The sequence below is a fragment of the uncultured Gimesia sp. genome, from assembly GCF_937919775.1.
Classification (GTDB): Bacteria; Planctomycetota; Planctomycetia; order Planctomycetales; family Planctomycetaceae; genus Gimesia.
Genome location: NZ_CALFPF010000185.1, coordinates 1 through 3,694, shown reverse-complemented (window position 1 = coordinate 3,694; position 3,694 = coordinate 1). Strand labels below are relative to the sequence as shown.

General features: G+C 50.1%; 3 protein-coding genes. 1 reads left to right on the top strand and 2 read right to left on the bottom strand.

Annotation, left to right across the window (positions count from 1 at the left end; translation table 11 throughout):
• A partial coding sequence (locus Q0294_RS04990; protein ID WP_299461542.1) for a site-2 protease family protein occupies positions 1–537 on the top strand: 537 nt, incomplete at its 5' end.
• Between the two features lie 129 nt (positions 538–666).
• Here the strand turns inward: Q0294_RS04990 and Q0294_RS04985 are convergent.
• Positions 667–2,019 (bottom strand): enolase C-terminal domain-like protein, encoded by a 1,353-nt coding sequence (locus Q0294_RS04985; protein ID WP_299461540.1) that lies wholly within the window; start codon positions 2,017–2,019, stop codon positions 667–669.
• A 149-nt stretch (positions 2,020–2,168) separates the two neighbouring features.
• Entirely contained in the window at positions 2,169–3,470 is a 1,302-nt protein-coding gene (locus tag Q0294_RS04980) for an ATP-grasp domain-containing protein (RefSeq protein WP_299461537.1), read from the bottom strand.
• Positions 3,471–3,694 lie beyond the last annotated feature (224 nt).

The window sequence follows — 3,694 nt, the reverse complement described above, 5'->3', positions numbered from 1 at the left end:
TCCATTCTGGTACATGAACTGGGACATGCTGTGATGGCAAAACACTTTGGCTGGCCTCCGGAAATTGTTTTGTATCACTTCGGTGGACTGGCTATGTTTCAGCCTTATTCGGGAATGACAACACAGCGGTCAATCATCGTCTCTGCAGCCGGTCCTCTGGCCGGTTTTGGCCTGTATGGAGGGGTGTTTTTCTTCAAGTATCTTTCAGTCCGGTATGGTCTGTGGGATAACCTGAGCCATCAGGCACTGACCTATGTCAGCCTGGCCTTTCATGACTTGCTGTATATCAACTGGTTCTGGGGGCTGATCAATCTCGCGCCGGTCCTGCCACTGGATGGCGGGCACATCTGCGAGGATATCTGTAAGGCAGTTAAACGTTATCGCGGTGATATTCTGGCAATGCAGATTTCAATGGTAGTCGCCGGCGGCCTGGCGCTGTATTTCTTCCAGCAGCAGATGCGGTTTGCAGGGATCATGTTCGCCTTGTTTGCCTTCTCCAATTTTCAGTCTTACCAGCAACGCAATAACATCTGGTAGCAGGCAGCGACCACGTAAAAAAACGGGCATGCACTTTCACTTTATCAGTGATAAGAACAATACCCGGTGATTCTGTCATCTGTGCGCGACGCGAGCAGATAGATTCATTTTGGGAACGGGAAACCGCTTTCAGAATCCTAAACCGTCCCCGTTGAGTTCGGCTGTTTTGACGGTTCCGTCGGTAATCTTGAACATGCCGGGATATGAGCGTGTCCATTTTTTATTCGGTCCGGGGCAATACTGACGGCCGTTGCCTTCAATCGCAGCGATGGTCGGGATACGTGCCGCCAGACTGGCTGAATGCAGGAACGAATAACCGCAGCAGGTTAAATCCTGCACGCAGAGAAACATGTCGAACTTCTGGGCAGCAGCCCCCAGGAACAACGATTCGGTTTGCCCTTTGCAGGCTTTCAGAGCTACGCCCGAGTAACCAAGTTCGCGACTGAGCAGCAGCGATTCATAATCGACCAGCGATTCATCGATCACGACCGGTTTGATCTTAGCCGCTGCGTGCATTCTGTTTTCAGGGTTGGCTTTGAGATCGCGGTTTGTAGGCTGTTCGATGTACTGCACCCGGTCGAAGGCTGCCGGTGTCTGCTCGCGAATTTTGTTGAGGAAATCGAGTACGTAATCGACGTTTTCACACTTTTCGTTGAAGTCCAGCGAATAACACCAGGTATCGTTTCCACGTTCTGCCTGGGCTTTGGCTGCTTCGTTTTCGACAGCGATCACACGGCTGATATCCCAATCCAGATTCTCGCCGGAGAGTTTGATTTTCAGATGAGTCAGCCCGTCGGCTTTGATCCACTCACCCAGTGTTTCCGGCAGTCCGTCATTAATGCGTTCGTTGATGTCGGCTTCCGTGATCGGATCGAGCGCTCCCACAAGATGGTAGAGAGGCAGTTTCGGTTTTGGATCGCGGAGCGTGTATTGATCCAGGTATTCTCCCTTGAATTGATCATCCAGGTATTCGGACAGATCGTGGATCATAAATTCCGAGGAGAGACCGTTGTAGCTGTTGATATGATTGGCACGCCCGAAGCCATCGTGAATCGCGGCATCGAGAGGGCTGGAAGCAACCAGTTGCGCCAAAGTGGGAATTTCTTCCTTCAGTCCTAACCGCTTCGAAAGTTTTTTCGCCATGAAATGGTATTCAGCCGAAATATGATACATCAAGTCAATCGGATGCGCAATTTCCGGACAGATGTTGGCAATTTCAACCGCTTCATCCAGAAATTCGATCATCGCTTTCAGAGCTTCTTCCGGACTGACGACCGTGGATGGCCACGCCCAGATATTACCGGCGGGCATACTGCCGATTCCGATACCCTGTTTACCGTTGCGTGTCTCAACGATAACTTCCACATTTAACAGAACACTACTATCCATCACCCGGCCGCCAAACTTGAGCGGGGTCCGAAAAGGTACTTCTTCTGTTGAAAATTTTGCCTCAACGATTTTGATATCTGTTGACTTGGGCATCGGTCTTTAATTATTCCTTCTTGTTACGTGATAAACCGGAAACTCAGTTCACCTTTGATTTATTGTCGTCTTACAGAACTCCAGTTCTAAACTGGATTTTATAACCATTGGGTTCAATCTTCAAGAAACGAATGCGATTCATTCCGGCTTCAGAAAAAACCCGGAAATACCAGATTTTCTGTTTTCTTTAAAGGCCAGAGCATGCTAAACACGTCGGAGGCGGGTTGAGGCTTGCAGGTGACCGGCTCAAAAAACTGCTGATATCTGATCACTGTGCCGGCCAGTGACTGCAGGCAGGATTCCTGATTCTCCCCTCTGCCGTAAACTGTACAGAGAGGGGTACCGGCAGTAATGGCAGTTCCCGGGCAGGGGATATCGGCACTTTCAGGGACGTGATAAAGACCTTCCGAGAAAGGGTTCTTCCAGTCGATTTCAGGGCACATCAGATCCTCAGCGGCATAGAGAATGCCCTTGGAAATCTGGTTAAATGGCTGTTTTTCAGCCTGAATAAGCTGTTTTTGCAATTGTTCCGGTGATGTGGTGTCAGGCTGATCTCGCTCAAAGGACAGGCAGGCGGCGCTGTGCCAGGAGAGAAGCGGGAGACGGTATTGCAGCTCAAACAGTTCCGTGAGAGCCGTATAGCGGGGGTTGACTTCAGTCAGCCAGAGCGTATGGGGTGGCTCCGGATTCAGCAGAAGATCACAGCCAAAAAGGCCCTGGATCTCACATTGTCCGGCAATCGTCTGCCCCAGTTCTTCAAGTGAATCTCTCAGCAAAGGAGCGACGGGAGAGAGGGTGACCCCGCCACAAAAATGAAATGCGGCGGCATTGAAGGCAGAATTTCCAATAAATTGTCTGGAAATTCCAACCAGAACAGTGACCTGACGGAACGAAATAAAGAGCGCAGACAGGGGAATCCCGGGCTGGTAACGTTGCAGATAACAGTCTTCGTTCATCAGAGAGCCGCATGTAGCCGCATCTGCGAACCGGATGCCGTGGCCTGCAGAGCCCTTGAGTGGTTTTAAGAGCCATTTTGCAGTTCCACTCGGGAATGAATGGGAGGGCAGGCAGGGGAGAGCCTGAATCATTGTCTGTGAAAGAATCTGCTCCAGAAAAAACGGATTCCGGGCACGTCGCAGAATTGCCGAACCGCAGCCCCGCAGGCGATGTTTCTGATTGATCTGTTCGATGAGTTCAGGCTGATTTTCCAGCGCCCCCGTATAAATCCAGTCCAGAGCCGGTCGTTGATTCAGCGCTTCCACCCAGTCTGAGCTGTGATCAGTTTTCGGAAGGACTTCCGCAATTTCAAGCAGGTCTTGATCTGCATATTGATCTATGCAGACAGGCTGGAAACCCGCACGCACAGCCGAAAACGCGGCAGCCCGTGTGCTGGCTCCCACAATCAGCAGTGGAGGTTTCCCGGAAAAAAACGTCTGGTTTTGCTTATTCATAAAATCGCGTTTTGGTTGAGTTTGAAGATAATTTTATGAGGATTTAGAGTGAATACCAGCGAATTACTGGCAATCCTGTTCTCAAATTGTTATTACTTGGTATAGGCTACGAATGATCCAAGGCGAACCTGACTGCTGTTTGTTTCGCCGTCCGTTCAGGACTGCGGTATTCGTGATCCGTTTTAGTTTATGCACTGCGCATAATTGTGAGAACCTAATATGAA

What these genes read in the sequence shown, in the direction of transcription:
- Q0294_RS04980 (WP_299461537.1), bottom strand. Translation starts at nt 3,470, where the DNA reads ATGAATAAGCAAAACCAGACGTTTTTTTCCGGGAAACCTCCACTGCTG.
- Q0294_RS04985 (WP_299461540.1), bottom strand. Translation starts at nt 2,019, where the DNA reads ATGCCCAAGTCAACAGATATCAAAATCGTTGAGGCAAAATTTTCAACA.